This is a genomic window from Pseudanabaena biceps PCC 7429 (assembly GCF_000332215.1).
In the GTDB taxonomy this organism is placed as follows: domain Bacteria; phylum Cyanobacteriota; class Cyanobacteriia; order Pseudanabaenales; family Pseudanabaenaceae; genus Pseudanabaena; species Pseudanabaena biceps.
Genome location: NZ_ALWB01000342.1, coordinates 1 through 3,979, shown reverse-complemented (window position 1 = coordinate 3,979; position 3,979 = coordinate 1). Strand labels below are relative to the sequence as shown.

The 3,979-nt window shown below is 42.0% G+C and carries 3 protein-coding genes, 1 pseudogene and 1 riboswitch; of the genes and pseudogenes, 3 read left to right on the top strand and 1 reads right to left on the bottom strand.

What is annotated here, in order from left to right:
- Positions 1-499: 499 nt before the first annotated feature.
- A riboswitch (guanidine-I (ykkC/yxkD leader) is annotated at positions 500-645 on the top strand.
- A 93-nt stretch (positions 646-738) separates the two neighbouring features.
- The 3 genes from PSE7429_RS21995 (at position 739) to PSE7429_RS21985 (ending at position 3,610) form a co-directional block, all read left to right on the top strand.
- Positions 739-1,794 (top strand): ABC transporter substrate-binding protein, encoded by a 1,056-nt coding sequence (locus PSE7429_RS21995; RefSeq protein ID WP_009629588.1) that lies wholly within the window; start codon positions 739-741, stop codon positions 1,792-1,794.
- Positions 1,795-1,799: 5 nt separating this feature from the next.
- A complete protein-coding gene (locus PSE7429_RS21990) occupies positions 1,800-2,645 on the top strand; it encodes an ABC transporter permease (RefSeq protein WP_009629587.1) in 846 nt (281 codons plus the stop codon).
- 197 nt (positions 2,646-2,842) lie between these two features.
- Positions 2,843-3,610 (top strand): ABC transporter ATP-binding protein, encoded by a 768-nt coding sequence (locus PSE7429_RS21985; RefSeq protein ID WP_009629586.1) that lies wholly within the window; start codon positions 2,843-2,845, stop codon positions 3,608-3,610.
- Between the two features lie 213 nt (positions 3,611-3,823).
- Here PSE7429_RS21985 and PSE7429_RS27420 read toward each other — a convergent pair.
- Positions 3,824-3,979 (bottom strand): annotated as a pseudogene (locus tag PSE7429_RS27420) (IS1 family transposase); the annotation flags it as partial.

Below are 3,979 nucleotides of genomic sequence, written 5' to 3'. Positions count from 1 at the left end.
CCGATCCTTCGCTGTTTCACCAAGCGATCGTAATTGTTTGACTAATGGATTTTTGGTACTGGTGAGCAATTCTTATTCCTACGATGAAAATCAACATACGCTTCAAATTATACCAATCCCGAATGATTCTCAAAAATCTCCTTGGTTTGGGTTTGAGCGCAAAGCGCTGTAAGTAATGACATCAAACCCAATAGAGAGTTGCGGCGCTTTGCACCGCAACTCTCTATTGGGTTTGATGTTTATCCTAACATTACTGACTATAGCCATAATATTTGAAGTTTGTATATTCAAGCACAAATACTTTCCTGTCTACTTGATAGCTTATTTTTGCAGAAAATTTTTTGATTAATAACATCGCCTTTTGAGGAATAGAAATATTACTGATTCTAAGTAAGTGGGCTTAATTGAATATAAAACTCTAAAACTTGCGGCTTACACGCAGCTCGTACCGCAGGTTTTAGCTCTGGATTTTAATTTTGCTGAGGTACTTACAAAAAAATTTAATTGTTTCTAGGGTTCCGATTTGGTTGAGGTAATAATTACTTACCGTTAAGCCAAATGCTGGTCCAAGAGAAGCAGGTCAACTACCTTTACTAGTGATGTTAGGTTTAGCTGGCTACACGGAGGGATAAAAGCCCGGGAGGAACTTCAGGATTACCATCTGAAAGTTTCTTCTGGGCTTTTCCATTTTGTTAATTTGAATACCAAATTGAATACCAAATCTCTAAAATAACTGTCATGAAATTGCGATCGCTTCTATCCTCTCTCCTCGTATTTTTCGTCGCTTTAACTCTCACTATTAGTTGCACAAATCCTGCTAGCAATATGCAAACTACGACTAGCACCGCACCAAGTAGCTCACCTAGTAAAGCAGCAGATTCACTACGCTTAGGATTTAGTGCTTGGCCGGGATGGTTTCCTTGGCAAGTCGCGCAAGACGAGGGTATTTTCAAGAAGAGTAATCTCACCGTTGATTTGAAATGGTTTGATGGTTATTTAGAATCGATCAGCACTTTAACCGCAGGGCAAATTGATGCCAATAGTCAAACCTTGGGCGATACCGTTAGCTCTGTGGCAGGAGGAGCCGATCAGGTAATTGTTTTAGTAAATGACAACTCAACTGGTAACGACAAAATAATTGTCAGCGAAGGGATTAATTCGATCGCCGATCTTAAGGGTAAAAAAGTTGCCGCCGAGGAAGGGACTGTCGATCATTTCCTCCTGCTATTAGGAATGAAAAAAGCTGGCTTATCACCAAAAGATATCCAATTCGTACCCCTCGAAACTGGTAAAGCTGCCACAGCCTTTGTGGGTGGACAGGTGGATGCCGTCGCCGTATTTGCCCCCTTTACAACCCAAGCATTAAAACGGACTGGCAGTAAAGAACTATTCAGTTCTAAGGACTTTCCAGGGGCAATTTCCGATCACTTGGTATTCACTCGCAAATTTGTTGATACTAATCCCGAAAAAGTTCAAGCCACCGTAGATTCATGGTTTGCAACCCTTGACTACATTAAGGCAAATCCAGCAAAAGCCAATGACATTATGGCAAAACGTGCGGGTGTGAGCTTGGATGAGTACAAACAGTACGCTGATGGCACCAAAATCTTTACGGTTGAAGAGAATCTCAAGGCTTTTGAAGTCGGTAAGGATATGAACTCTTTACCATTTGCGGCTAAGGAAATGAGTAAGTTCTTAAATGAAGTGGGATTGGCTAAGACCTCTCCTGACACCAGTAAGTTATTTGACGATCGCTTTGTCAAGGCATACGCCCAAAAAGTGAAAAAACCATAAATGCGATGAATGAAACACCTAAGTCAATTCGAGAATTTATCAGACCGAGAAAGGTTAACTCCAGCGTGTTTTGGCAAATTGCGGAAGAATTGCCGCCTAGACTAAACGCTGCACTAATCGTCACTTCGATTTTCCTACCATTCTCGCTATGGTGGGTAGTCACGACCTTTGGACATATTGATACAAAGTTTTTGCCATCCCCAGCCCAAGTAGCGACAGCTTTTACCAGATTATGGGGTACTGGCGAAATTCAAAAAGATACGATGGCAAGTCTATGGCGCATCGGTGTAGGCGCGTTATTGGTGGGTTTGTTTTCGATTCCTATTGGAGTCTTAATGGGCAGCTTTGCAAGCATTCGGGCTTTATTGGAGCCTCTGTTTGGCTTAATTCGCTATATGCCTGCGCCAGCTTTTATTCCGTTACTAATTCTCTATTTAGGCATTGGCGAAGAACCAAAAATCACTTTAATTTTTGTCGGAGTATTCTTTTTCAATTCCCTAATGGTTATGGATACTGTCAAGTTTGTCCCGAAGGAGTTAATTGAATCTACCTATATTCTGGGCGGTACTCGTAGATCTGCCTTACTTCAGGTCATCTTTCCCCATGTCTTGCCTGGCATCCTTGATGCTTTCCGCATTAACCTAGCGGCGGCTTGGCAATTGGTTATCGTCTCAGAGTTAATTGCCGCAACGGAAGGTTTAGGAAGACGTATCAGTGTGGCGGGTAGATTTTTAAAAACCGACGAGATTTTTGTGGGTTTGATTGTAATTGGTGCAATCGGGCTGTCCTTCGATCTCTTTTTCCAAGCCATGATTCGGTTTTCCTGTCAGTGGGCAAGTCAAAAGCAATAACAATCCATCCAAATCATTCATTCCTGTCGTTCAAAATTCTCATATGGCTATATTCAGTAATGTTAGGACAAACATCAAACCCAATAGAGAGTTGCGGTGCTTCGCGCCGCAACTCTCTATTGGGTTTGATGTCCTGACTGAAGTGAATATAGCTATAAATTCTCATTCAATATTTGGAGCAATATTAGGAGCAAATTATGTACATCCAAATCAAGAATCTCCATAAGAGCTTTCCCACCCAAAATGGACAGCTTGTTGTCTTAAAGGATATTAATATCACTATTGCTCAAGGTGAGTATATTTGTGCGGTTGGCGCTTCAGGATCGGGTAAATCTACTTTATTAAGGCAGATAGCTGGGCTTGATCGCCCTACTTCTGGGGAGGTAATTGTCGATGGTCAGCTAATCAACGCTCCAGGACACGATCGCGGCATGATTTTTCAGCACTACACCCTTTATCCTTGGATGAGCGTTTTAGAAAATGCCGAATTCGGGCTGAAGTTGCTGGGTGTTCCCAAAAAGATTCGGAGAGAACGCGCCAGTTACTATTTAAATGTTGTGGGTTTATCTCAGTTTGGGAAAGCTTTACCTAAACAATTATCGGGTGGGATGAAACAAAGGGTAGCGATCGCCCGCGCACTCGCCTCGGAGCCAAAAGTTCTCCTGATGGATGAACCTTTCTCCGCCTTGGACGTTCACACCAAGGAATCCATGCATGAATTTATGATCGATCTCTGGCAGCGCACCAATATCACGATCTTTATGATTACTCACGATGTGGAGGAGTCAGTATTTTTAGCGAATCGTATCTATGCAATCGGTTCGAGACCAGGTACAGTCAGAAAGGAAATCAACATCAATCTTCCCGATCGCAGTGCTTCCGTTAAAAGGCACAAGATATTTCATGATTATCGTGACGAACTCATGGAAATATTGCGCCAGCATGGGAGAGAATGCGCCAGTTAAGCTCTTATACCAATTCCCTGAAGTGTTGACTCACTTCAGGGAATTAAAAAAGGGAATTAAAAAAATGTCATTTCGGTTTAAGCTGGCAAATTTTAAAAGCCCAAGAGTAAAAGCCTTGCTACGCAAGGCTTTTACTCTTGGGCATTGATAAAGGGTTTGCGTAGCAAACCCTTTATCAATGCCCCTTTCAAATTATCCCGAACTCAGGTAGTCCTAAAAAGGAAAGGACGCACACGGAGGTAAAGAAGTGTTGTAATGATGAATAAAATTCCAAATGGCACCAATGTGATTTTTCCAACTTCTTAGAAAAGGATAAGGTCTTTCTAACTAGTCTAGATACTCGTTGACGTAACGTACAGTTGAATCGCT